Annotated in this window: 19 protein-coding genes; 9 read left to right on the forward strand and 10 right to left on the reverse strand. The window is 69.0% G+C overall.

The window, feature by feature from the left end:
- Positions 1-21: 21 nt before the first annotated feature.
- From gsiB to H0X90_RS31625, 4 genes are all read right to left on the reverse strand, one after another.
- Complete coding sequence (gene gsiB, locus H0X90_RS31610; RefSeq protein ID WP_006482639.1) at positions 22-1,584, reverse strand: glutathione ABC transporter substrate-binding protein GsiB; 1,563 nt, start codon at positions 1,582-1,584, stop codon at positions 22-24.
- A gap of 102 nt (positions 1,585-1,686) precedes the next feature.
- Positions 1,687-3,591, reverse strand: coding sequence for a dipeptide ABC transporter ATP-binding protein (locus tag H0X90_RS31615; RefSeq protein ID WP_006482637.1), 1,905 nt, complete (start codon positions 3,589-3,591; stop codon positions 1,687-1,689).
- A gap of 25 nt (positions 3,592-3,616) precedes the next feature.
- Positions 3,617-4,615, reverse strand: a complete 999-nt coding sequence (locus H0X90_RS31620; RefSeq protein WP_006482631.1) for an isoaspartyl peptidase/L-asparaginase family protein — start codon at positions 4,613-4,615, stop codon at positions 3,617-3,619.
- Positions 4,612-5,556, reverse strand: a complete 945-nt coding sequence (locus tag H0X90_RS31625) for a MurR/RpiR family transcriptional regulator (RefSeq protein ID WP_006482638.1) — start codon at positions 5,554-5,556, stop codon at positions 4,612-4,614. The genes H0X90_RS31620 and H0X90_RS31625 overlap by 4 nt, the downstream gene beginning before the upstream one ends.
- A 471-nt stretch (positions 5,557-6,027) precedes the next feature.
- On the opposite strand from H0X90_RS31625, the gene H0X90_RS31630 reads away from it, so the two are divergent.
- The 5 genes from H0X90_RS31630 (at position 6,028) to H0X90_RS31650 (ending at position 13,701) form a co-directional block, all read left to right on the forward strand.
- Entirely contained in the window at positions 6,028-7,299 is a 1,272-nt protein-coding gene (locus tag H0X90_RS31630) for an MFS transporter (RefSeq protein ID WP_006482633.1), read from the forward strand.
- 27 nt (positions 7,300-7,326) lie between these two features.
- Positions 7,327-9,747: a glycoside hydrolase family 31 protein gene (locus H0X90_RS31635; RefSeq protein WP_077190354.1), complete on the forward strand. Its 2,421-nt coding sequence runs from the start codon at positions 7,327-7,329 to the stop codon at positions 9,745-9,747.
- 114 nt (positions 9,748-9,861) lie between these two features.
- Positions 9,862-11,049 carry a porin gene (locus H0X90_RS31640; RefSeq protein ID WP_077190353.1) on the forward strand — a complete coding sequence of 396 codons (1,188 nt, stop codon included), beginning with the start codon at positions 9,862-9,864 and terminating at the stop codon, positions 11,047-11,049.
- A gap of 322 nt (positions 11,050-11,371) precedes the next feature.
- Positions 11,372-13,393 (forward strand): BCCT family transporter, encoded by a 2,022-nt coding sequence (locus tag H0X90_RS31645; RefSeq protein ID WP_059723251.1) that lies wholly within the window; start codon positions 11,372-11,374, stop codon positions 13,391-13,393.
- Positions 13,390-13,701: a hypothetical protein gene (locus H0X90_RS31650; protein WP_077190352.1), complete on the forward strand. Its 312-nt coding sequence runs from the start codon at positions 13,390-13,392 to the stop codon at positions 13,699-13,701. Before H0X90_RS31645 ends, H0X90_RS31650 begins: the two co-directional genes overlap by 4 nt.
- A gap of 82 nt (positions 13,702-13,783) precedes the next feature.
- On the opposite strand, the gene H0X90_RS31655 is transcribed toward H0X90_RS31650, so the two are convergent.
- Complete coding sequence (locus H0X90_RS31655; protein ID WP_077190351.1) at positions 13,784-14,644, reverse strand: class I SAM-dependent methyltransferase; 861 nt, start codon at positions 14,642-14,644, stop codon at positions 13,784-13,786.
- A 165-nt stretch (positions 14,645-14,809) separates the two neighbouring features.
- Here H0X90_RS31655 and H0X90_RS31660 point away from each other — a divergent pair, with 165 nt between their 5' ends.
- From H0X90_RS31660 to H0X90_RS31670, 3 genes are all read left to right on the forward strand, one after another.
- Positions 14,810-16,273, forward strand: coding sequence for a metallophosphoesterase (locus tag H0X90_RS31660; protein ID WP_077190350.1), 1,464 nt, complete (start codon positions 14,810-14,812; stop codon positions 16,271-16,273).
- On the forward strand, positions 16,270-17,655 hold the full coding sequence (locus H0X90_RS31665; RefSeq protein WP_077190349.1) for a cytochrome-c peroxidase: 1,386 nt from the start codon (positions 16,270-16,272) through the stop codon (positions 17,653-17,655). The genes H0X90_RS31660 and H0X90_RS31665 overlap by 4 nt, the downstream gene beginning before the upstream one ends.
- A gap of 96 nt (positions 17,656-17,751) precedes the next feature.
- The gene (locus H0X90_RS31670; protein ID WP_006488718.1) at positions 17,752-18,030 is read left to right on the forward strand and encodes a hypothetical protein; all 279 of its coding nucleotides are present in this window, start codon (positions 17,752-17,754) and stop codon (positions 18,028-18,030) included.
- Positions 18,031-18,114: 84 nt separating this feature from the next.
- Here H0X90_RS31670 and H0X90_RS31675 read toward each other — a convergent pair whose 3' ends face one another.
- Positions 18,115-19,599 carry a PLP-dependent aminotransferase family protein gene (locus tag H0X90_RS31675; protein ID WP_006488713.1) on the reverse strand — a complete coding sequence of 495 codons (1,485 nt, stop codon included), beginning with the start codon at positions 19,597-19,599 and terminating at the stop codon, positions 18,115-18,117.
- Positions 19,600-19,811: 212 nt separating this feature from the next.
- On the opposite strand from H0X90_RS31675, the gene H0X90_RS31680 reads away from it, so the two are divergent.
- A complete protein-coding gene (locus H0X90_RS31680; protein ID WP_006488712.1) occupies positions 19,812-20,162 on the forward strand; it encodes a hypothetical protein in 351 nt (116 codons plus the stop codon).
- A 108-nt stretch (positions 20,163-20,270) separates the two neighbouring features.
- Here the strand turns inward: H0X90_RS31680 and H0X90_RS31685 are convergent, their stop codons facing one another.
- The 4 genes from H0X90_RS31685 to H0X90_RS31700 form a co-directional block, all read right to left on the reverse strand.
- A complete protein-coding gene (locus tag H0X90_RS31685) occupies positions 20,271-20,693 on the reverse strand; it encodes a DUF6691 family protein (RefSeq protein ID WP_077190348.1) in 423 nt (140 codons plus the stop codon).
- A 1-nt stretch (position 20,694) separates the two neighbouring features.
- Entirely contained in the window at positions 20,695-21,129 is a 435-nt protein-coding gene (locus tag H0X90_RS31690; RefSeq protein WP_077190347.1) for a YeeE/YedE family protein, read from the reverse strand.
- The gene (locus tag H0X90_RS31695; protein WP_034202469.1) at positions 21,119-21,469 is read right to left on the reverse strand and encodes a metalloregulator ArsR/SmtB family transcription factor; all 351 of its coding nucleotides are present in this window, start codon (positions 21,467-21,469) and stop codon (positions 21,119-21,121) included. The genes H0X90_RS31690 and H0X90_RS31695 overlap by 11 nt, the downstream gene beginning before the upstream one ends.
- Positions 21,470-21,568: 99 nt before the next feature.
- Positions 21,569-22,930: an aromatic acid/H+ symport family MFS transporter gene (locus H0X90_RS31700; protein ID WP_058903010.1), complete on the reverse strand. Its 1,362-nt coding sequence runs from the start codon at positions 22,928-22,930 to the stop codon at positions 21,569-21,571.
- Positions 22,931-22,962: the final 32 nt, after the last annotated feature.

Raw genomic sequence — 22,962 nt, forward strand, 5'->3', positions numbered from 1 at the left:
TGCGTGGCGGGCAAACCGCCGTCATTTCAGCGAGATCTCGTCGAAGTTGAACGAGCCGTCCGGCATCACGTACGCGCCCTGCAACCGCTTGCTGCGCGCATACACGATCTTCTCCTGCACGAGGAAGATCCACGGCGCATCGGCCCAGATCTGCTTCTGCGCGTCGGCGTAGAGCTCGGCTTTCTTCGTGCGGTCGACCGTCTCGAGCGCCTTCGTCAGGTCGCCGTCGACCGTGTCGTTCTTGTAGTACGCGGTGTTGACGAGCTTCGGCGGCGCCGACGCGCCGGCCAGCAGCGGCGTGATCGCCCAGTTCGCTTCGCCCGTCGACGACGACCAGCCGATGTAGTACATCCGCACCGGCGCCTTCGCCGGATCCGGCGCGCTCTCGACCTTCGCGACGCGCTCGCCGGCTTCCAGCGCCTGCACCTGCACCTTCACGCCGACCTGCGCGAGCTGCTGCTGCACGAACTGGATCGCCTTCTGCGACGTCGAGTTGTTATAGGCGGACCACAGCGTCGTCTCGAAACCGTTCGGATAGCCGGCTTCCTTCAGCAGCGCACGCGCCTTCGCCGGATCGTACGGCCAGGGGCCGAGCTTCGTCGCGTAATCGACGCCCTGCGGCACCACGCCGGTCGATGGCGTCGCGAAACCGGAGAACGCGACCTTCGCGAGCGCTTCCTTGTTCACCGCGTAGTTCAGCGCCTGGCGCACCTTCGGGTTGTCGAACGGCTTCTGCAGCATGTTCAGCGAGACGTAGCGCTGCACGATCGACGGCCGCTCGACGACGTCGACCTTCGCGTTGCCCTTCAGGTCGGCCGCCTGCTCGAACGGAATGCGGAACGCGAAATCGGCTTCGCCCGTCTTCATCAGCGCCGCGCGCGTGTTGTTGTCGACCACCGGCTTCCAGTCGATCGCGTCGATCTTCGGATAGCCCTTCTTCCAGTAGCCGGCGAACTTCTTCACCTTCAGGTCGTCGGTCTGCTTCCATTCGACGAACTCGAACGGCCCGGTGCCGACCGGATGCAGCGCGATGTCGCGGCCCCACTTCTTCAGCGCGGCCGGCGAGATCATCACGGCCGACGGGTGCGCGAGCGTGTTGATGAACGCCGAGAACGGCTCGCGCAGCGTGACCTTCACCGTGGTCGGATCGACGACCTCGGTCTTCTCGATCACGCGGAACATGTTGTAGCGCTTCAGGTGGTTCGCGGGATCGGTCACGCGGTCGAAGTTGGCCTTCACGGCCGCCGCGTTGAAATCGGTGCCGTCGTGGAACTTCACGCCCGGGCGCAGCTTGATCGTGTACGTCTTCGCGTCGGGGCTGGCCTCGTAGCCGGTCGCGAGCACGTTGACGAGCTTCATGTCCTTGTCGAAGCCGAACAGCCCCTGGTAGAACGACTTGACGACGGCCTGCGACACGGTGTCGTTCGCGTCGTACGGGTCCATCGTCGTGAAGGTCGAATCCACCGCCATCACCGCGGTCTGCTGCGCGAACGCGGGCAGCGCGGCCGACAGCGCGAACGCGCCGGCGAGCGCGACGAAGCAGGCGCGCGGACGAAACATCGGAAACGGATGCTGCTGGGTCATTTTGCTGGGCTCCTATCGGTGAATCGGTGACGCCTCACGGGCGTTTCGGTTTCGACTGCCTGCTGATTCGCGCGCCGTCATCGCGGCGCACGACTCCACCACTCAATACGCGCCGCCGACGCGATGCGTCGCGACGTAATGATCGGGACCGACCGCGACGAGCGGCGCGACGACCGGCTCGTCGCCGACCGCGCGGATCGGGCTCGGAATCTCGTCCGCCGCGAGCTGGCGCGGCGCATGCCGGCGCGCGGGATCGGCGACCGGCACCGCGCTCATCAGCTTCTTCGTGTACGGATGCTGCGGCGCCTCGAACACCGCGCGGCGCGGGCCGATCTCGACGATCTGGCCCAGATACATCACCGCGACGCGATGGCTGACGCGCTCGACCACCGCCATGTCGTGCGAGATGAACAGGTACGCGACGCCGAGCTCGCGCTGCAGGTCGAGCATCAGGTTGACGATCTGCGCCTGCACCGACACGTCGAGCGCCGACACCGACTCGTCGGCGATCACGACCTTCGGGTTCAGTGCGAGCGCACGCGCGATCGCGATCCGCTGGCGCTGGCCGCCCGAGAATTCGTGCGGATAGCGGCGCGCGGCTTCCGGCGGCAGGCCGACCTTGTCGAGCAGCCAGTCGACGCGCGCCTGCGCCTCGGCGCCGCTCGCGACGCCGTGCACGAGCAGCGGCTCCATGATCGAGAAGCCGACGGTCAGGCGCGGGTTCAGCGAGGCGAACGGGTCCTGGAAGATGAACTGGATGTTGCGGCGCAGCGCCTGCAGGTCCGGGCCCTTCAACGCGCTGATGTCGCGGCCGTCGAATTCGATCGAGCCGCTTTGCGATTCGACGAGGCGCAACAGCGAACGACCGGTGGTCGACTTGCCGCAGCCCGATTCGCCGACGAGCGCGAGCGTCTCGCCCGCGCGCAACTCGAAGCTCACGCGCTCGACCGCATGCACGTATTGCGACACGCGGCCGAACACGCCGCTCTTCACCGGAAAGCGCGTGACGAGATCGCGCACGCGCAGGATCGGCGGCGCGGCATGATCGACGGGCGGCTGCGTGTCGTTCGCGGCGGACGCCGTGGTCGGGGCCGGCGCCGTCGCGCTGGTGCCGTCCACCTTCAGCAGCGGGAATTTCTCGGGGGCGTCGGTGCCCTCCATCGAGCCGAGCCGCGGCACGGCCGCGAGCAGCGCGCGCGTGTAGCGATGCGCGGGCGTCGCGAAGATGCGGTCCGACTCGCCCTCCTCGACCTTCTCGCCGCGGTACATCACGAGCACGCGGTCGGCGACTTCGGCCACCACGCCCATGTCGTGCGTGATGAAGATCACGCCCATGTTCATTTCGTCCTGCAGCCCGCGCACCAGTTGCAGGATCTGCGCCTGGATCGTCACGTCGAGCGCGGTCGTCGGCTCGTCGGCGATCAGCAGCGCGGGCCGGCACGACAGCGCCATCGCGATCATCACGCGCTGCCGCATCCCGCCCGACAACTGGTGCGGATAGCGCGCGAACACGCGGCGCGCTTCCGGGATGCGCACCAGATCGAGCAGCCGCAGCGCTTCCGCGCGCGCTTCGGCCGTGCCCTTCGACTGGTGCAGCGCGATCGCCTCGCTGATCTGGTCGCCGACGGTGAACACCGGGTTCAGCGACGTCATCGGCTCCTGGAAGATCATCGCGATGTCCGCGCCGCGGATGCCGCGCATCGTCGCGGCACTCGCCTGCGCGAGATCGACCAGCGCGCCGCCACGGCGCCGGAACGCGATCCGTCCGCTCGTGATCTCGCCGCCGCCGTGCTCGACGAGGCGCATCAGCGCGAGCGACGTGACCGACTTGCCCGAGCCCGATTCGCCGACGATCGCGAGCGTCTCGCCGCGATCGACGTGAAACGACACGTTGCGCACCGCGTCGAACGTCGCGCCTTCGCGGCGGAACGTGACCGACAGGTCGTCGACGGCCACCACGCGCTGCTCGGGCAGCGCCAGCGGCGACGGGTTACGGCTCGAAGTCATGCGTGTCTCCTCGTGCGATCCGGAATCAGGCCGCGTCGTCGCGGTAGATGCCGACGACCGGCGCTTCACCGACGCGCGCGTAGCCGCGGTACATCCCTTCGGTGTTGAACGGCATCGCGACGTTGCCCTGTGCGTCGACCGCGATGATCCCGCCGCGGCCCGCGAGACGCGGCAGCTTGTTCATCACGACGTCGTGCGCGGCGTCGGCGAGCGACGCGCCGCGATACGCGATCTGCGCGGCGACGTCGTAGGCCGTCGCGAGCCGCATGAACATCTCGCCGGTGCCCGTCGACGAGACCGCGCAGGTCGCGTCGTCCGCGTAGCAGCCGGCGCCGATGATCGGCGAATCGCCGACGCGCCCCGGCTGCTTGTTCGTGATGCCGCCCGTCGACGTCGCCGCCGCGATGTGGCCGTTCAGGTCGCACGCGACCGCGCCGACCGTGCCGTGCTTGCGGTCCGGATCGAGCGGCTCGGCCGGTTGCGGCTGTTGCTGCGACTGGCCGAACACGAACGTCGCCGCATCGTGATCGAGCATCGCGCCGGCCGCCGCGCGCGCCTTCACCCACTGCGCATGCCGCGATTCGGTGTCGAAGTAGCCGGGTTCCGCGAGTTCGAGCCCCTGCGCGGCGGCGAACGCATCGGCGCCCGCGCCGGCGAACAGCACGTGCTCGCTCGCCTCCATCACGCGCCGCGCGGCGAGCACCGGGTTGCGCACGCGGGTCGCGCAGCAGATCGCACCGGCGCCGAGCGTCGCGCCGTCCATGACCGCCGCGTCGAGTTCGTGCTTGCCTTCGGCCGTATACACGGCGCCGCGCCCGGCGTTGAACAGCGGGCAGTCCTCGAGCATCCGCACCGCGACGGTGACGGCGTCGAGCGCGCTGCCGCCATCGGCCAGCACGCGCTGCGCGGCCTGCAGGATCGCGGTGAGTTCGGCGCGGTACCGACGTTCGGTGTCGGTATCCATCGCTTCGCGCAGGATCGTGCCTGCGCCGCCGTGAATCGCGACGATCGCGGGTGAAGTCATGATTTTTTCGGACGTGGGGAAGAAGGGTTGGTGGCCGGCAGCGCCGCTTGCGGCTGCACGAGCCACGGCAGCAGGAATTCGGTCATCTCGGCGGCGGATTTCGCGGACCGGTGCGTGCGCAGCGCGACCGCATCGATCAGCGCCTCGATCATCGTCAGCACGGCGGCTTCCGACGTGGCCGCGAAACGCCGTTCGGCCTTGACGTACAGGTTCAGCGACGCGATCGGCGCGAGCGGCGATTGCGGGCCGTCGGAGATGCCGAGCACGCGCGCCCCGCGCGCCGCCGCGCGACGGGCCAGCTCGATCGTGTCCTTCACGTAGCGCGGAAACGCGAGCGCGATCACGAGATCGCGCGAATCGGCCGTGTACAGGCGCCGCGCCGCGTGCGACGGGCCGCCGAGCAGCGCGAGCGACTGCACGCTGTCATGGCAGACGGACAGTCCGTGCTCCATCAGGCCGGTGAGAAACGCGCTCGACCCGGCGCCGAGAATCAGCACGCGCCGCGCGCCGACGATCGCCTCGACCGCCGCCTCGACATCGGCCGCGTCCAGTTGCGCACGCGTGTTCTCGATGTTGGCGGCAGCCTGGTCGAATACCGCGTCGATCCACGCGGCGCCGCGCACGCCGGACTCCTGCTCCTGCGCGGAACGCAGCCGTTCGACCGGTCCGAGCGTGGCCTCGAAGCCGCGCACGAGCGCGGCGCGCATCGCCGGATAGCCGTCGAAACCGAGCGCCTTCGCGAAGCGGTTCGCGGTCGCGATCGATGCATTCACGGCCTGCGCGAGCTCGTCGATCCGCATCGTCGCCGCGCGAAACGGGTTCGCGAGCACGAACTCGCCCATGCGCCGGTGAATCGGCGTCATCAACGGCATCGCCGACGCGATCCGCTCGGCGATCGCGGGTTCGTCGTGACTGACATCGTGCGGAACGAGAGGCGTCATGCGAAGGGTCGTTGCAAGGTGGATGAAAATCAATTTACACAATCTATCTCGAAAAAAGAAATAAATTTTCATCAGGGTTGTCACGCCCCGCCGGGTGTCCATCGACCGTCCGGAAGATCGCCCGGCCCCGCCGCACGGGCCTCTGGCGGCCGAGCGCCGGGTGTCGCCGCTCATCGGCTTGCCGTCCGCCATCGGGAAAACCCCAAGCAGGTTCGTTCGAATGCAGATTCACGTTGACCGGATTCGCATTCGAACATAGGATGTTCGAAAATGATCAGTCGTCAGATAACATTGCAGTTTGATGACGGCGGAATGTTCGCTCGAACACCGTGATTTCGATATAAACCGGGTAAAACCGGCGCGCATCAAGATCGGACATCGTACGAATAAACGAAACGAGCCATCTCGAATGGATGGCCCTCACGGACCGGGCAGGCGCCGCGCGCCCGCCCTGCCTGACAGGAGACAGCAGTGAAGACAGTCAAGGCGTTGCGCTGGTGGATCATCGTGCTCGTGTGTCTCGGCACGATCCTCAACTACCTCGCACGGAATTCCCTCGCGGTGCTCGCGCCCGAACTCAAGCAGGTGTTCGCGATCTCGACGCAGCAGTACTCGTACATCGTCGGCGCGTTCCAGATCGGCTACACGATCATGCAGCCGGTATGCGGGTTCATCGTCGATCTGATCGGGCTGCGGCTCGGGTTCGCGCTGTTCGCGATGCTGTGGTCGGTGGTCGGCGTCGCGCACGGCTTCGCGTCGGGCTGGCTGTCGCTCGGCATCCTGCGCGGCTTGCTGGGCCTGTTCGAGGCCGCCGCGATTCCATCGGGGATGAAGGCCGTCGCCGAGTGGTTTCCCGATCGCGAGAAATCCGTCGCGGTCGGCTACTTCAACGCGGGCACGTCGCTCGGCGCCGCGATCGCGCCGCCGCTCGTCGTGTTCCTGTCGATGCGGTTCGGCTGGCAGGCCGCGTTCATGGCCACCGGCGCGCTCGGGTTCGTGTGGGCCGCGCTGTGGTACACGCAGTACCGTTCGCCGGCCGCTCATCCGCGCATCACGCCGCAGGAACGCACGCTGATCCGCGACGGCCAGGCCACGATGCCGCCCGTGTCGACGCGCCGCATCCGCGACGTCGTCACCGCCCGGCGCTTCTGGGCCATCGCGCTGCCGCGCTTCTTCGCGGAACCCGCGTGGCAAACTTTCAGCTTCTGGATTCCGCTGTACCTCGCGACCGAGCGCCACATGCCACTCACGCAGATCGCGGTGTTCGCGTGGATGCCGTTTCTCGCGGCCGACCTGGGCGGCATCGCGGGCGGCTACCTGTCACCCTACCTCGCGAATCGCTTCAAGCTGCCGCTCGTGTGGTCGCGCGTCGCGGGCGTCGCGCTCGGCGCGCTGCTGATGCTCGGGCCGGCGATGATCGGGCTCGCGTCGTCGCCGTACACCGCGATCGCACTCTTCTGCGTCGGCGGCTTCGCGCACCAGATGATCTCCGCGCTCGTCAACACGCTGTCGGCCGACGTGTTCGACCCCGAGGAAGTCGGCACCGCGAGCGGCTTCGCCGGGATGGCCGCGTGGATCGGCGGCCTCGGCTTCTCGCTGCTGGTCGGCGCGCTCGCCGACAAGATCGGCTATGCGCCGCTGTTCGCGTGCCTCGGCCTGTTCGACATCATCGGCGTCACGCTGCTCGCGGTGCTGATCCGCGGCCAGTCGAAGCAGGAACGCCTGCTCGCGCAGCACGCCTGATCTCCGCCTTTACCAGGAATCGCATTCATGACTTCGCTTCTTCATCCGCCCGTGTTCCGCGTCGACAGCCACCACGCGAACCGTGTGCTGCTCGCGTCCGATACGGGCGCCACCGTCGAAATCTTCGTGCTCGAGGACGACATCGTGCGGGTGCGCGTGCTGCCCGACGCGACCGCGCGCAACCCGCGCACGTGGACCATCGCGCCCGGTCTCGACGACGTGCCGCTCGACGGCCGCGACCGCCTCGACCTGAGCGACTTCACGCTGCCCGGGTACGAACTGACCGAGGACGACGACGGCGTGCGCATCGAAACCGCGCGGATCCGGCTCGCGGTGCGCCGTCAAGGCGGCCATTGCACGTGGTCGATGCGCGGCGCGGATGGCGCATGGCGCGTCGCACTCGCCGACCGCGCGACGCAGGCGTACAACTTCGGCTGGTGGGACGACCGCGTGTATCACTACGTCGCCCGCGAGCGCGGCGACCAGGTCTTCGGCCTCGGCGAACGCGCGGGCGAACTCGACCGCACGGGCACACGCTTCGAGATGCGCAACATCGACGCGATGGGCTACAGCGCGAAACACACGGATCCGCTGTACAAGCACATCCCGTTCTACATCACGTGGTCGCCCGATGCATGCCAGGGCTTCGGGCTGTTCTACGACACGCTGTCGGACTGCTCGTTCGACATGGGCCGCGAACTCGACAACTATCACGGCCCGTACCGCTATTTCGTCGCCGAGCACGGCGATCTCGACTACTACTTCATCGCGTCGCCCGATACGCCGCTCGCGGCCACGCGGCGCTTCACGTGGCTGACCGGGCGCCCCGCGCGCACGCCGAAATGGGGGCTCGGCTATTCGGGCTCGACGATGAGCTACACCGATGCGCCGGACGCGCAGCAGCAGATGAACCAGTTCGTCGAGCAGTGCGACGCGCACGACATCCTGTGCGATTCGTTCCACCTGTCGTCGGGCTATACGTCGATCGGCGCGAAGCGCTACGTGTTCAACTGGAACCGCGACAAGTTTCCCGATGCGAAAGGTTTCGTGCAGCACTATCGCGACCATGGCATCCGCCTGTGCGCGAACATCAAGCCGTGCCTGCTGCGCGACCATCCGGCCTTCGACGACGCCGCGCAGCGCGGGCTGCTGATCCGCTCGGCGTCCGGCGAGCCCGCGTGGGTGCAGTTCTGGGACGAAGTCGGCGCGTACCTCGACTTCACGCAGCCGGACGCATACCGCTGGTGGCACGAGCAGGTCACGTCGGCGCTGCTGGAATACGGGATCGAATCGACCTGGAACGACAACAACGAATACGAGATCTGGTCGCCCGACGCGATCGCGCACGGCTTCGGCCAGCCGTTCCCGGCGCGCGAGGCGAAGGTGCTGCAGACGATGCTGATGATGCGTGCGTCGCGCGACGCGCAGCGCGCGCATGCGCCGGCGCGGCGGCCGTTCCTCGTGTCGCGCTCCGGCGGCGCGGGCATGCAGCGCTACGTGCAGACGTGGTCCGGCGACAACTACACGTCGTGGGAAACGCTGCGCTACAACCTGAAGATGGGCCTCGGGCTCGCGCTGTCGGGCGTGTCGAACATCGGCCACGACATCGGCGGCTTCTCCGGCCCCGCGCCGTCGCCCGAATTGCTGCTGCGCTGGGTGCAGTTCGGCATCTTCATGCCGCGTTTCAGCATCCATTCGTGGAACGACGACGGCACCGTCAACGAACCGTGGATGTACCCGGAGATCGCCGCGCAGATCGCGTCGCTGATCAAGCAGCGCTACCGGCTGCTGCCGTACCTCTATCACCTGCTGTGGCTGTCGACGACGCGCTACGAGCCCGTGCTGCGGCCGACGCTCGCCGATTTCCCCGGCGATGCGCGCTGCTACGACGCGTGCGACGACATGATGCTCGGCGACGCGCTGCTGGTCGCGCCGGTCGTCGAGCCCGGCCAGACCGAGCGCACGGTGTATCTGCCGTCGGGCGCACGCTGGACCTGCTGCGCGAGTGCGCAGTCGTTCGACGGCGGCGCGAGCGTGACGCTGCCCGCACCGCTCGACACGCCGGTGATGCTGCTGCGCGAAGGCCGCGTGCTGCCGCTGAACGTCGCGGAACAGCATTTCGGGGCGCGCGCCGACACGCGCGGCTTCCTCGTCGCACCACGGATCGAGGATGGCGTCGCGTATGGCGAATGCGTCGAGGACGACGGCGAGACGGAAGCATGGCGCGACGGCGAATACGGACTGTGGCGCATCGAGACCGGGCGCGAAGCGTCCGGCGTGCTCGGCGTGTCGGTCCGCTGGGACGGCCGCCCGGCGCGCCCGGCCGAGCGCGTCGAGATCCTGCTGCCCGCGTCGCTGCAAGGCCCGGTGGCCGTGCGCGGCGCACGTGTCGAGCAGGATGCGCGGGACGGCGCATGGCGCCGCCTCGTCGTCGCGTTCGACCGCTGAACCACTGAATCGCAAGCAGCCCCGATCAGGCGGGCCGTTCGCGCGGCCCGCCGCCTGCCACAGAGGAGGCATTCAACCTCCCCTTGAAAAGATGAAGCACCCCGGAGATCGACAATGAAAGCACCCGTCAACCGTTATGCAATCCTCATTTTATCGGCCGCGTCGCTCGGTACGACCGCCGCTCATGCGCAGAGCAGCGTGACGCTGTACGGCGTCGTCGACGATTCGCTCGCGTACGTGAACAACCAGCAGGGACATTCGAACGTCTACATGCGCGACGGCAACCTGTACGCGTCGAAGTTCGGGCTGCGCGGCGACGAGGATCTCGGCGGCGGCACGCACGCGATCTTCGACCTCCAGGCCGGCTTCAACCTGAATACGGGCGCGCAGGCCGCCGCCGGCACAATCTTCAATCGCCAGGCCTTCGTCGGCCTGCGCAACGCCAGCTACGGCACGGTCACGGCCGGCCGCCAGTACACCCCCTACTTCCTGTTGGTCGGTCCGTACGCGTCGAGCAGTTGGCTGACCGGCGCCACCGGGGCCCATCCGGGCGACATCGACGGCCTCGACACGACGATCCGCGTCAACAATTCGGTTACCTATACGTCCCCGACCTTCGCCGGGCTGACCGCGAGCGCAATGTACGCGTTCGGCGGCATTGCCGGCGCGACCGGCAAGGGCAACACGTTCAGCGCCGCGCTGCGCTACGCGAACGGGCCGGTCGGCATCGCGGCCGGCTACCTGCGGATCAACAGCTCGGGCTCGTCCGCCGGCTTCCTGAATCCGGCCACCGCGTCGTCGGGCAGCTTCGCCGTGTCTGTGCTGAACCAGGGCTACCTGAGCGCGAAAGCGGTCGAACAGGTGGCGGCGGCCGGCAACTACACGCTCGGCGACCTGACGCTGGGGCTCAACTATTCGAACGTGAAGTACCTGCCCGGCAACGGCTCGGCGCTCACCGACACGGCCGTGTTCAACACCTACGGCGCGCTTGCCGCATACCGTTTCACGCCGACGTTCTCGGTGGCCGGCGCATTCGCGTACACGCTCGCATCGAAGGCAAACGGTGTCGCGAGCGCGGCCCGCTATCAACAATATTCGCTGAAGGAGTCGTACAGCCTGTCGAAACGCACGACGCTCTACGCGCTGCAGGCGTACACGCATTCGAGCGGGCAGACGCTCGGCGCGCAAGGCGCCGGCCACATCGTCGACGCGGCCCCGATCGTCGGCGATTCGCAGCAGCTCACGCCGTCGACCACGCACGGCCAGTTCGTCGGCATGGCCGGGATCGCCGTCACGTTCTGAAACCCGCCCGGCGGCGCCTTCGGCGCGCCGCCTGTGCCCGGACGATACGCATGCCGTGCGTGCCCGTCCGGGCGCCCGATCCGCGTTCGCCGCTGCCTTCGCGCCGCTGTTTTCCCCGCCCCGCCGGCCCGCCACGCACACCGCGCGGGTTTTCTCGATCGCCGCGATATCTTACAATTCGTCAGGTTTACCCCTTCTGCATGCCCCCTTCTTGCAGTCCTGACACCGCGGTACACTCGACGCACGCCGTATCAGGGTCCGACGCGCCACAGGCGCGCCGGGCGGCGTCGCGCCTCGTTGCGCCCACAACTGGATGCCCACCATGCCGGATTCCCGTCCCATGCCCCGCACGACATTCAAGCCGCAGGTCGTCCTGCCGGCGCTCGCCGTCATCGGCGCACTACTCGTCGTATGCGCACTGCACCCGAGCGAAGCCGGTGCGCTATTCTCCGCCGGCCAGCAATGGGTCATCGCACGTTTCGACTGGTTCTACGTGCTCGCCGTCACCGGCTTCCTCGTGTTTCTCGTGCTGATCGCCGCCAGCGACTTCGGCAATATCCGGCTCGGCCCCGACGATGCCGAACCCGAATTCAGCTTCGTGTCGTGGACGGCCATGCTGTTCGCGGCCGGCATGGGCATCGGCCTGATGTACTTCGGCGTCGGCGAGCCGATGCAGCACTTCCTGAAGCCGCCGACGGTCGACCCCGGCACGCCTGCCGCCGCGCGCGAGGCGATGCTGATGACCTTCTTCCACTGGGGCTTCCATGCGTGGGCGATCTACGGGCTGATGGGGCTCGTGCTCGCGTACTTCGGCTTCCGCTACAACCTGCCGCTGACGCTGCGCTCGGGGCTGTATCCGGTGCTGCGCGAGCGCATCAACGGCTGGATCGGCCATACCGTCGATGCGTTCGCGCTGGTCGGCACGGTCGCCGGGATCGCGACGACGCTCGGCTACGGCGTGATGCAGCTGAGCGCGGGCCTGCATACGGTCGCCGGGTGGGACACGGGCAGCAACCTGTTCCGCATCGGGCTCGTCGCGGTGGTCGTGATCCTCGCAGGCGTGTCGGCCGCGACCGGCCTCGACAAGGGCGTGCGCCGGCTGTCCGAGCTGAACCTGCTGCTCGCGTTCCTGCTGCTCGCCTTCGTGGTCGTCGCGGGCCCGACGGCCTTCCTGCTGCGCGCGCTCGGCGACAACATCGGCCAGTACCTGTCGAGCCTCGTCGACCTGTCGTTCCGCACCTATGCGTATGCGCCGCCGCGCGAGGAAGGCTGGTTCGGCGGCTGGACGATCCTCTACTGGGCATGGTGGGTGTCGTGGTCGCCGTTCGTCGGCATGTTCATCGCGCGCATCTCGCGCGGCCGCACGATCCGCCAGTTCGTGATCGGCGTGCTGCTGGTGCCGACCGCGTTCAACCTCGTGTGGATGACCGTGTTCGGCAACAGCGCGATCTGGCTCGATACGCACGGCGCGGCCGGCGCGCTCGCGCAGACGGCGACCAACGTCGATGCGCTGCTGTTCCGCTTCTTCGATTTCCTGCCGTTGCCGCAACTGCTGTCGATCGTCGCGATCGTGCTGATTGCGGTGTTCTTCGTCACGTCCGCCGATTCGGGCGCGTTCGTGATCGACCAGATCGCGACGCGCGGCAGCGCGCAGTCGCCGGTCTGGCAGCGGCTGTTCTGGGCCGCGCTGCTCGGCGTGACGGCCGCGGTCCTGCTCGTCGCGGGCGGGCTCGGCGCGCTGCAGGCGATGACGCTGATCGCCGCGCTGCCGGTGGCCATCATCATGCTCGCGCTCTGCTACGGGCTGTGGCGCGGGCTCGCGGCCGATCGCGCGCACTATTCGCAGGACGTCGCGCCTGCAACGAGCTTCTGGACCGGCCAGCACTGGCGCCATCGCCTGACGCACATCCTGCGGCAGACGACCGAGGCCGAGGCGCGCCAGTTCGTCGCGGAAACGGTTGAACCCGCGCTGCGCAAGGTCGCCGACGAGTTGCGCGCGAGCGGCGTCGATGCGCACGTGCAGCGCGACGGCGACGATGCGGTGCGGCTCACCGTGCCGACCGCCGAACACCGCGATTTCGTGTACGGCGTGCGCGTCACCGCGAAATCCGCGGCCGCGTTCCTGGTGCGCGAGGCGGCCGAACCCGACGAAGCGCGTGCGCACGTGTATGGCATCGTCACGTTCTTCGAGGACGGCCGGCTCGGCTACGACGTCGAATACCTGCGCGGCGACGAAGTGATCGCCGACGTGCTGCGCCAATATGAACGCTACGTGTCGCTGGCCGCGGACAAGCGCACGCACCTGCTGAGCCGGGCTCCGGGACACGCGACGGAGGCCGAATGAGCGGGCTGCTGCACAGCCGCGCGGCCGACGTCATCGCGCTCGGCACCCTCGCCGTGCTGTACCTCGGCGGCGCGGGCCTCGCGCTGTGGCGGATCCGCGCCGCGACGCCGCTCGGCAAGGTCTACTGGAGCGTCTGCGCGGCGCTGCTCGCCGGCGGCGCCGTCGCGATGGGCGGCAACCTGTCGCCGGTGCCGAACAGCGGCGAGATGCCGCCCGGTTTCGCGCTCGGCGCCGAGGCCGTGCTGCTCGGCCTCGCGCTGGTGGCCGGTGGTTGCGCGTGGCTGATGCTGCGCGCGCGCAAACGCTGATACCCGCAGGCCCCGCTTCGTCACGCGCACACCGCAGCATGTGGGGCGAACGAGCCGTCGCCCCTTCCCTGATCCGCTGCTTTCACGCGACGCGCCATGCGGACGGCGCACGCGCCGTCACGAGCCAACACGCCGCATCGAAGCGCACCTCGGCGCCGTGCACGTACGGCTCGAACGCCGCGCGCATCGTATCGATCACGCGCCGCCGCGTCGCTTCGTCCGTCTCCAGCAACGCCAGGCCGACCGGGCCCAGCCGCGCAACGTAGTCGTCCAGCGCCGATTCCGACAGCACACATGACCGCTCGACCGGCTCGATTGCCACGTCGGCCCAGCCGCTGTCCGCCAGCACCGACGCGATCCGCTGGCGGTCGCCGAACGCGAACTGCCCCGGCGCGCCGGGCTGCCGCGCGGGCAGGTTCGGCAGCAGCGGCGCGGCCGCCCGCTCGGCCGTCGTCATGAACGGGTTGTCGGCCGCGCCGCGCCACGCGACGAACCGCATCTGCGCGGCGGGCCGCGCCGCCTGCCGCAGGTTCGCGAACGCCCGCACCGGATCGTCGAAGAACATCACGCCGAGACGCGACACGATCAGGTCGACGCTCGCCGGCTCGAATGCATGCGTCTGCACGTCCGCGCACACGAACCGGGCAGGCAGGCCGCTGCGTTCGGCACGCGCCCGCGCGGCGTCGATCATCCGCGCCGAAATGTCGATGCCCGTGCACTGCGCGCTCGCACCGAGCCGCCTCGCGATCGCGAGCGTGACCGCGCCGGTGCCGCAGCCGACATCGAGCACGCGCGTGGCTGACGACGCGGCCGCGGCCGCCGCCAGCAGCGTTTCGAACGGCTCGAACATCCGGTCCAGCAGCGCCTGCGCATCGACCCACGCGCGCCCCGACGGACCATTCCAGAGCGCGGCTTGCGCTGCGTTGGGCCGGTTGGTTTCCATCGTCGATCCCCTTCCGATTCATTGATGACGAACCGGACTGTGCTGCTTCAAGCCGGCTTGAAGTCAAGGCCGGCCCGTGCGCGCCTGCGTCGCGCCCCGTTTTTTCATATTTCTTACATTCGCGCTGCGTATCGTTGACGACTTTCCTACGGTGCCTCCCCTCCCATGCGACGATTCCTCACGCGCGCGCTGCTCGTACGTTGCGCCCCTCTGGTTGCCCTCGCCGCGCTGTCCGCGTGCTCGAATCACATCGATACGCCGGACGATCCGGCCAGCGCGTCTGCCAACGTCCAGGCCGCATGGGTCGAGATCGGCGATGCGAACCAGGCGATCGCGCGCGTCATCACGAACTACACGCCCGCGTCGGCCAGCGATCCGCTGTGCCCGCAGTTGACCGTCGACGGCAAGCTGTCGCGCATGACGCTGCGCGCAGCCGCCGCGACCGTCGCCCAGCGGCCGACCGCCAGCGACCCGGCCGATTCGAAACCATCGAGCTTCCCGGTGTCCGTCTGCGAGGCGACGCTGCCGGCCGGCGCGCAGGCGGCGAGCGTCGCGGGCCGCACGCTGCCGCTGCCGAAAGCGCAGCCGCAGCGCGTCGCGATCATCGCCGACACGGGTTGCCGGATGAAGAAGGCCGACAACGCCTGGCAGGCGTGCAACGATGCCGCGGTCTGGCCGCTCGACACCATCGCGGCCAGCGTCGCGAAGCTGTCGCCGGATCTCGTGCTGCACGTCGGCGACTACCACTATCGCGAAAACGCATGCCCGCCGGACATCGCCGGCTGCAAGGACAGCCCGTGGGGCTACGGCTGGGATACGTGGCAGGCCGACCTGTTCCGCCCGGCCGCGCCGTTGCTCGCGAAGGCGCCGTGGGTCGTCGTGCGCGGCAATCACGAGGAATGCGCGCGAGCCGGCCAGGGCTGGTTCCGCTTCCTCGACCCGCGCCCGTATTCGGCCGCCCGCTCGTGCGACGATCCGGCCAACGACAACAACGCGAACTATTCGGAACCCTATGCGGTGTCGCTCGGCGGCGGCTCGCAGGTGATCGTGTTCGACACCGCGAAGGTCGGCCGCACGCCGCTCAAGACGACCGACGCGCAGTTCGGCATCTACCAGAAACAATTCCAGACGGTCGCATCGCTCGCGTCGAAGGCCGGCATGACGACGACGATCTTCACGAACCATCATCCGATCCTCGCGTTTGCGCCGATCGCCGGCAGCACGCCCGCGCCGGGCAACCTCGCGCTGCAATCGGTGATGTCGAGCCTCAACGCGCAGGCGTACTACCCGCCGGGCGTGCACGTCGCGCTGCATGGCCACGTGCATGATTTCCAGGCGATCAACTTCTCGTCCGGGCACCCGGCGACGATCGTGTCCGGCAACGGCGGCGACAACCTCGACGTCGCGCTGCCCGACCCGTTCCCGGCCGGCCTGACGCCCGCGCCGGGCACCGTGATCGAGCGGCTGTCGCACAACAACAGCTTCGGTTTCCTGATCATGGAGCGCAACGCGGCACCGGCGACGGGCTGGGTGTTCCATGCGTATTCGGCGGCCGGCAAGCTACTCGCATCGTGCAACCAGTCGGGCACGACGCTCGCCTGCGACAAGACGGGATTCATCGCGCCGTGAGTAAAGCAGTGCGATGTGAAGGCCACGGCGTACGTGGCCGGCGGACGCTGCACGCGCTTGCCGCCACCCTGTTCGCCGGCCTGACGCTCACGGCCCACGCCGCGCCTGCGGAAACGGTCCTGCTTCCGGGCGCACCGCCGTCGCGCGTCGTCGACACGATCGGCAACGGCACGCCGCAGGTGACCGGCAAGATCGACGCGGCCACCGCGCGCTTCGCGCCGGACCCGATGCTCGTCGCGCTCGGCCGCCGGATCTTCTTCGACCCGCGGCTGTCCGAGCCGCGCGGTATGTCCTGCGCGGGTTGCCACGACCCGGGCCGCGCGTTCGCGCCGACGCTGTCGGCCGCGGCGCTGGCGGGGCCTGGCGTGCCGGAAGGCAGCCGGCCCGGGCGCTTCAGCCAGCGCAATGCGCCGTCGCTGCTGTATGTGCGCTACGTGCCGCGCCGCCACTTCTACCAGGACGACGACGCGCCCGCGCCGTCGCCGTTCGGCGGCCTGTTCAGCGACGGTCGCGCGGATACGCTCGCCGAGCAGATCCGCGGGCCGCTGTTCGATCCGAACGAGATGAACAACCGGTCGCCGGCCGCGCTGCTGCGCAAGGTCAACGCGACCGAGCTCGCGCCCGATCTCGCCGCGCGCTTCGGCGCGCCGGTGCGGCGCGATCCCGAACAATTGGTGCGTGCGCTGGGCTCGGCCGTCGAAGCCTACCTGCAGAGCGACGAAATGGCGCCGTTCACGTCGCGCTTCGATGCGTTCCTGCGCACGCGCCAGCCGCTCGCGCCGGCCGAGATGCGCGGCCTCGCGCTGTTCAGAAACCCGGACAAGGGCAATTGCATGACCTGCCACACGCTGTCGGACACGTCGAGCCGCCCGGAACGCTCGCTGTTCACCGATTTCGGCTACGACGCGATCGCGGTGCCGCGCAACCGCGCGCTGCCGGCGAACCGCGACCCGCGCCATTTCGACAACGGGCTATGCGACACCGCGCGGCGGCTGCGCTGGCCCGAACCGACGCAATGGTGCGGCTACCTGCGCACGCCCGGGCTGCGCAACGTCGCGGTCAAGCAGACGTTCATGCACAACGGCGTGTTCACGACGCTGCGCGACGCGGTCGCGTTCTACAACACGCGCTCGACCAATCCCGGCTTCTGGTATCACGGCGCCAAGACGTTCGACGACGTGCCGGCCGCCTATCGCGGCAACATCAACGTCAACTCGACGCCGATGAACCGTCGGCCCGGCACGCCGCCCGCGCTGACCGACGCGGAAATCGACGACATCGTCGCGTTCCTCGGCACGCTGACCGACGCGCGCTATACGGGCCGCGCCGCCCCGACCGCCCCTGCCGCCCGGATCACGCGCACCGCCGCGACGGTGCGCTGACCCTGGCCGAACGGCCAGCCGACGCGCGCCCGCTTGCGGTTACCGCAAACACTGGTTATATTTACAGTACTGTATTTATGAACAGTGAGGTGCGCGATGGAACATCTGGTCCGTATCGTCAACGACACCGATCGCCAAGTGCTGGCGTGGCTGCGTGCCCAGGTCGGCGATGCCCGCGTCGAGCGCGCGGCACGTCAGCTCGGGCATACGCGCAAGCCCTTTCCGTCGGCCGTGTGCCGATATCTGGGCATGAGCGCGCCGGCCACGCTGCGGCCTGCCGCCGCCCGGCCGCGCGCGGCACGCGATTTCTCGGTGGGCGATCGCTACCTGTCGCTGATTCGCCAGCACCTCGCCACGCACACGGTCGGCCGATGAAATGGCGGCGGCTCGCCGCTTCGGTCCCGCGTCCGGCCGGCGCACTCGCGTATTCGCAAGTCCGGCCGGCCGCCGCCGTCGCGCTTACGCGGCCGCCATGGCTTCCCGTACGAGGCGGCCGAGCGTGTCGAACGCTGCCTCGTGCACCGCATCGAATACGCGCGTGCAGGCGAGCCGGATATAGCCGTCGAAACGGTCCGAATTCGAGAAGATCGAACCGGGCGCGATCTTGACGCCATGTGCCAGCGCGGCGTCGAACAGCGCATCGGAGCGCACGCCTTCCGGCAGCGCGATCCACAGCAGCATCCCGCCCGGCGGCTGATTCATCCGCGTGCCGGCCGGGAAATGCCGCGCAATCGCGTCGATCGTCACGTCGCGCTGCACGCGCAGCTGTTCGCGGAACCGGTGCAGGTGCCGATCGAACGCGCCCGAACCCACGAATTCGGCCGCCACGGCCTGCAGCAGCGCGGCGTTGTGCCGGCTGTGCGCGAATTTCAGCATCCTCACGCGCGCATGCCAGCGGCCCGCACTCATCCAGCCGAGCCGCATCCCGGGCGCCAGCACCTTGTTGAACGACGGGCAGTAGATCACCGTGCCGTCGCAATCCCATGCCTTGACCGGCCTGACCGCGTGCGGCGCCTCGACGAGCTCGCGATAAGGCTCGTCCTCGATCACGGCCACACCGTGGCGCGAGCACAGCGCGACGAGCGCGGCCTTGCGCTCGTCGGGCATCACGCAGCCGAGCGGGTTTTGCAGGTTCGGCACGACGACCACGGCCCGGATGTCCGGATAGGCTGCCAGCGCCACGTCGAGCGCCTCGATCGACAGGCCCGTCGTCGGGCTTGCCGGGATTTCGAGTGCCCGCAGGCCGAGGCTTTCGAGCAGCTGGATCAGCCCGAAGAAGGCCGGCGATTCGATCGCGATCGTGTCGCCGGGCCGCGCGACCGCACGCAACGCGAGATTCACCGCGTCGACGCCGCCGCTCGTCGACATCACGTCGTCCGGCGTCAGCGTCACACCGTAGGACAACGCGCGTTTGGCCATCGTCTGCCGGAATTCGGGCGAACCGCCGACGGGCCCCGCATCGGTCAGCAACGTGGGTTTGCGCCGCAGCAGCCGGATCGCCAGCGCCTGCAGACGCTCGGTCGGATACAGCGCGGCATGCGCGGAGGCGCCGCCGAGATTCAGCGCATCGGTCGCCGCGTTCGCACGGTCGATCACGCGCGAGACGCGTTCGTGCAGCCCCGCGAACGGCGGCTCGACGCTCAGCGGCGGCCCGTCGCTTTCCGGCAGCGTGTCGAGCATGGCCGCCGCGCGGCGGCGCACGAAGTAACCCGAACGCGGTTTCGCATCGCACCAGCCCGTATCCTCGAGCCGCCGGAACGCCTGGATCGCGGTCGACAGGCTCACGCCGTGCTGCGCCATGCACGCACGGACCGACGGCATCCGGTCGCCGGGCGACAGCGTGCCGGCCGCGATGATGCGGCGGTAATGTTCGGCGAGCCGTTCGTAAAGCGGCTCGCCGTCCATCGGCAAAGGCGTACGGGAAGCGTCGGCGAAAGGCGTCATGCGGACCATCGTGCCCGTGCCCCATCGCGCACGCCAGATACAGATTCGAGGGAAACCCACCGATACAGCAGCGCGAAACCACCGCCTGCACCGCAACAGATTCCCGTCCCCTGAATCTGTCGTGCGCGCGTCCGTTTCCCTAACCTGATTGCACGCTGTCGCCTCGTCGTCGCGAGGCCGCGCAACCGGAGCAACCGGGAAAAGGAATCGCCATGCGGACGCAACACCTCCGGCTCGACGCCGGGCAAAGCCACTTTGCGTGGTTCGACAAGGGCAGTCAGCTGATCGTGCTGGATGGCGCGCTGGCGGTCACGCTGCGCCACGGCGGGCTCGACTGGCTGCCCGATGCACCGCAATACATTCGCCGCGAACTCGACGAGGGCGAATGCCTGACGCTCGAAACCGCCGGTCACGTCGCGCTGTCGGCTGGCGGCCGCGGCGTGGTCAGCACGGCGATCGTGGCCCCGTCGGGCCGAAGCAGCATGCTCGCGGTATGGCGCGACATCCTGCGCCGACTGGCCGGGCGACTGCACGGCGGCCGGCACGTGAACGAGCATGTCTGACATCGCGGCTTGCCCGCCGTGAGCCACACCGGAAAGTCACCGCATCATCGCGGTGACCGATGAACCCGTGATGTTCCGAGCAATCGTGCCAAGCGAACGTCCCGCGCGTCACCGCCCGTTCCGCCAGCGCTCGATCCACTCGAACAACGCCATCCCGGCCAGCATCGCGACGACGAACCCGATCCCCTTGGCCGACCCGAAGCCGATCGACACGATCGCGGGCCCCGGGCAGAACCCGGCAATACCCCAGCCGATGCCGAACGCCGCACTTCCCGCGACCAGGCGCACGGTAATCGTCCGCACCGCCGGCAGTTGCATCGGCAGGCCGAGCCAAGAGCGGGTCCGGCGCTTCGCCCACGCGAACGCGAACACCGCAACACCGGTCGCGCCCGCCATCACGAACGCGAGCGACGGATCCCAGCGGCCCGCCAGGTCGAGAAAACCGAGCACCTTCTGCGGATTGGCCATGCCCGACACGATCAGGCCGACGCCGAACAGCAACCCCGCCAGAAATGCGAATCCTGCCTGCATGTCAGCCTCCCGCCACGTGCAGCCGCGCGAAGACGGTCGCGAAGCCCGCGACCATGAAAGTCGCCGTCGCGACCACCGAACGCAGCGCCCCGCGCGACATCCCGCATACGCCGTGACCGCTCGTGCAGCCGCCCGCGTACCGCGTGCCGATCCCGACCAGCAGCCCGGCCGCGAGCAGTTCAGGCCAACCGGCGTCGATCCGGGGCGTCAGGCTGCGCCCGGCGACGTGCATCGCAACGGGCGCGACGATCATCCCGGCGATGAACGCGACGCGCCAGCCGCGCTCCGCGCCGCCCGCGGTGAGCAAGCCGCCGACGATCCCGCTGATGCCGGCGATCCGGCCGTTGAACGCGACGAGCCACGCGGCCGCGAGCCCGATCAGCACGCCACCGGCCAGCGACAGCCACGGCGTGAAATGAAGCGCATCAATCTGCATCGCGCGCCTCCTTCGCGGTCGCCCCGCAGAACTGCTCGTACAGCACGCCCATCACCGCGACCACGGCCGGACTGTCGAGCGAATAGCGGATGGTCTTGCCTTCCCGGCGGGTACGAACCAGCGCGTTGTCGCGCAACACGCCGAGCTGCTGCGACAGCGTCGGTTGATGGATGTCCAGTCGCGCCTCGAGATCGCTCACGCAGCACTCGCCCTGCGACAGTTCGCACAGCAGCAGCAGCCGGTCGGGATTCGACATGACCTTGAGGAGCGCGCAGGCCGATTCGGCGGCGGCGCGCATCTGATCGGGCGCGGGCAGCCCGGCGGGGAGATCGTCGTTCATCGGAGCGGGAATACGATTAAGGAATGAACATTATATCCATTTATATAATGTTGTATCCCGCTGCTTGCCGGACCGGCAATCCGGCCGCCCCTCCTTCGATCAGGCCTGCCTGCCCGCCATCCCGTCCGCGGCCGCCGCGCATACCACACCCGCGCGCACCACGCCGAGCGCCAGTACCGCGAGCGCCGCGATCACGCATGGCGCGGCAACGACGGCGAACGCGGTCGACAGCGGCACGCCCATCGCCAGCATCGCGCCGCCCGCCATCGAGCCGACCACCGAGCCGCCGCGACCGATCCCGTTCGCCCAGCTCACGCCGGTCGTCCGGCACTCGGTCGGATAGAACGCGGCCGATAGCGCGTTCGCCCCCACCTGCGAGCCGGATACGCAGAAGCCGGCGGCGAACACCGCGAGCGCGGCACCCCACGGCGACGCGGCGAACACGCCGATCGCCGCGACGCACGCACCGGCCGCCGCATAGCTGCAGGCCAGCACGCGATGCGGATCGAAGCGGTCCATCAGCCAGCCGAGAATGATCGCGCCGAGCGTGCCGCCGACCTGGAACATCGCGGTCACGCGCGCGGCCGTCTGCAGCGTCGCGCCAGTCGTGCGCAGCAGCGTCGGCAGCCAGCTCGACAGCAGGTAAATGACCAGCAAGCTCATGAAGAACGTGAGCCACAGCAGCAGCGTGCCGCGCAGCAGGTCGGCGGCGAACAGCCGGCCGAGCGGCGACCCGGCCGGCTTTCCGGCGGGCGCGATGAACGACGCATGCGCGAGATGCGGATCCGGTGCGATACGGCCGAGCATCGTCGCGATCCGCGCAGACGGCGCGCCCTGGTTGACGAGATAGCGCACCGACTCCGGCAGTCGCCACGCGAGCAGCGGCAGGAGCAGCAGCGGTGCTGCGCCGCCGACGACCAGCACCGCGCGCCAGCCGTGGTGCTCGATCAGCGACGCGGCCGCGAGCCCGCCGAGCGCGGAACCGATCGTGAAGCCGCAGAACATCGTCGTCACGAGCAGCGAGCGACGGCGCGCCGGGCAGTATTCGGACGTCAGCGTGATCGCATTCGGCATCGCGCCGCCGAGCCCGAGCCCGGTCACGAAGCGCCACACGATCAGCTCGGTCAGGCTACCCGCGCTCGCCGACGCGGCACTCGCGATGCCGAAGCACGCGACGCATGCGAGCAGCAGGCGCTTGCGGCCGAACCGGTCGCCGAACGGCCCGAACACGAGCGCGCCGGCCATCAGCCCGGCCAACCCCGCGCCGAATACCGGCGCGAGCCGCGCGGGCGACAAGCCCCATTCCGCGCGGATGACGGGTGCGATGAACCCGATCGACGCGGTATCGAATCCGTCGATCGCGACGATCAGAAAGCACAGGACGACGATCGCGGCCTGAAACGGCGCAATGCGATGCCGGTCGATCCATTCGCTGACGTCGATGGACAGCGTATCGGCCATGATGGTGTCTCCTCCAGGAAGGCGGCGCGCGT

The organism is Burkholderia sp. 9775_39 (genome assembly GCF_015712225.1).
Classification (GTDB): domain Bacteria; phylum Pseudomonadota; class Gammaproteobacteria; order Burkholderiales; family Burkholderiaceae; genus Burkholderia; species Burkholderia cenocepacia.

Coding starts and splice junctions, on each gene's coding strand:
- gsiB (WP_006482639.1), bottom strand. CDS start 1,584: ATGACCCAGCAGCATCCGTTTCCGATGTTTCGTCCGCGCGCCTGCTTC.
- H0X90_RS31615 (WP_006482637.1), bottom strand. CDS start 3,591: ATGACTTCGAGCCGTAACCCGTCGCCGCTGGCGCTGCCCGAGCAGCGC.
- H0X90_RS31620 (WP_006482631.1), bottom strand. CDS start 4,615: ATGACTTCACCCGCGATCGTCGCGATTCACGGCGGCGCAGGCACGATC.
- H0X90_RS31625 (WP_006482638.1), bottom strand. CDS start 5,556: ATGACGCCTCTCGTTCCGCACGATGTCAGTCACGACGAACCCGCGATC.
- H0X90_RS31635 (WP_077190354.1), top strand. CDS start 7,327: ATGACTTCGCTTCTTCATCCGCCCGTGTTCCGCGTCGACAGCCACCAC.
- H0X90_RS31640 (WP_077190353.1), top strand. CDS start 9,862: ATGAAAGCACCCGTCAACCGTTATGCAATCCTCATTTTATCGGCCGCG.
- H0X90_RS31645 (WP_059723251.1), top strand. CDS start 11,372: ATGCCGGATTCCCGTCCCATGCCCCGCACGACATTCAAGCCGCAGGTC.
- H0X90_RS31650 (WP_077190352.1), top strand. CDS start 13,390: ATGAGCGGGCTGCTGCACAGCCGCGCGGCCGACGTCATCGCGCTCGGC.
- H0X90_RS31655 (WP_077190351.1), bottom strand. CDS start 14,644: ATGGAAACCAACCGGCCCAACGCAGCGCAAGCCGCGCTCTGGAATGGT.
- H0X90_RS31660 (WP_077190350.1), top strand. CDS start 14,810: ATGCGACGATTCCTCACGCGCGCGCTGCTCGTACGTTGCGCCCCTCTG.
- H0X90_RS31670 (WP_006488718.1), top strand. CDS start 17,752: ATGGAACATCTGGTCCGTATCGTCAACGACACCGATCGCCAAGTGCTG.
- H0X90_RS31675 (WP_006488713.1), bottom strand. CDS start 19,599: ATGACGCCTTTCGCCGACGCTTCCCGTACGCCTTTGCCGATGGACGGC.
- H0X90_RS31680 (WP_006488712.1), top strand. CDS start 19,812: ATGCGGACGCAACACCTCCGGCTCGACGCCGGGCAAAGCCACTTTGCG.
- H0X90_RS31685 (WP_077190348.1), bottom strand. CDS start 20,693: ATGCAGGCAGGATTCGCATTTCTGGCGGGGTTGCTGTTCGGCGTCGGC.
- H0X90_RS31690 (WP_077190347.1), bottom strand. CDS start 21,129: ATGCAGATTGATGCGCTTCATTTCACGCCGTGGCTGTCGCTGGCCGGT.
- H0X90_RS31695 (WP_034202469.1), bottom strand. CDS start 21,469: ATGAACGACGATCTCCCCGCCGGGCTGCCCGCGCCCGATCAGATGCGC.
- H0X90_RS31700 (WP_058903010.1), bottom strand. CDS start 22,930: ATGGCCGATACGCTGTCCATCGACGTCAGCGAATGGATCGACCGGCAT.